The organism is Dietzia sp. DQ11-44 (genome assembly GCF_014145205.1).
Taxonomy (GTDB): Bacteria; Actinomycetota; Actinomycetes; order Mycobacteriales; family Mycobacteriaceae; genus Dietzia; species Dietzia natronolimnaea.
Window position 1 is genome coordinate 1 of record NZ_JAALEC010000165.1, and the last position, 1045, is coordinate 1045.

A 1045-nucleotide genomic window follows, 5' to 3' on the forward strand; every position below is an offset into this window, starting at 1 on the left:
CGGGCGCCGGCGGCGAGGACGGCCGGCCCGAGTCGGCGATCGAGTCCACGTAGAAGTCGAGGTGCACCTGCGTGGGGACCGGTCCCTCGGGCCAGGTCGGCGCGCGCCAGACGGAGACGGTCTGGCACTCGAGCGCGACCGTGCCCAGCTCACCTTCTGGCGGCAGGACGTCGACCCAGTCCGAATATTCGACGTTGTCGCGAATCCGCCAGCCGAGCATCGACGCGTAGAACTCGGCGAGCTCTCGAGCACCGGGGCAGTCGAGTGCGACGACCACACGCCGCGCGGTGATCCCAGCCATGGGACCACGCTACGACCTGAATTCGAGGCGCCTCAAACATTCATGGACCGAGGCTCCTCCCGGCGGCCAGAGCTGGGGCGCTCCCCCGGTGCACTCGGGGAACCGACGACGACGAGGGCCACCGCCACTCGAACTGCCCGCAGCCACCGGGCACGACGAGTGAACTCACATTTACTACTTCTATGGCCCCTACAGGCTGACGGTCCACCCATCCGGTGTCGAACCCTCACATCCTGGTTGGGGCAGCGATCGGCGCCTACTGCCCGGAGCAGGTGACGACGCCGAATGGAGTGTTCCCGCTAACGTTAGATGAGTATTCAAGCCGCGCTCGCGACGAATGCCGGAGGGCTCCGACGGAGTCCGCATGGACTAGCGGGGATCCCGCTCGCAGGCGATCCCGTCGTTGTCGCCGTCCATCGACGGGTCGTAGAACCTGCTTCCGCGATGCATGGGCGCGACGCCGAGGTTCCACGCCTCCCGGCATCCCGAAAGTCGGGGTGCGGGGGCGGGCGAAGGAGCCGCCACACCCGGCGCGGGCGCGGGGGCCGCCACGCCCGGTGCCGGCACGAAATGCACGGACCAGACAAACGGGAACGGCAGCAGCGGCAGTGCTGCCGCGTCGAAACCCATCGGGGCGGGGACGACGACGGGGGCGAACTCGGGCAGGGCGATGACGCCCGATCCGACCTGCATTTCGGCGGCTGTGACCGAGGGGGCGGTGCCGAGAGCGGCGACAGCGGCCAA

2 protein-coding genes are annotated in these 1045 nt (G+C 69.2%); both read right to left on the reverse strand.

Annotated features, from left to right (window positions below; all coding sequences use genetic code 11):
• A partial coding sequence (locus tag G6018_RS05140) for a VOC family protein (protein WP_182638980.1) occupies positions 1–301 on the reverse strand: 301 nt, incomplete at its 3' end.
• Positions 302–670: 369 nt separating this feature from the next.
• Positions 671–1045 (reverse strand): excalibur calcium-binding domain-containing protein, encoded by a 375-nt coding sequence (locus G6018_RS05145; RefSeq protein ID WP_241731998.1) that lies wholly within the window; start codon positions 1043–1045, stop codon positions 671–673.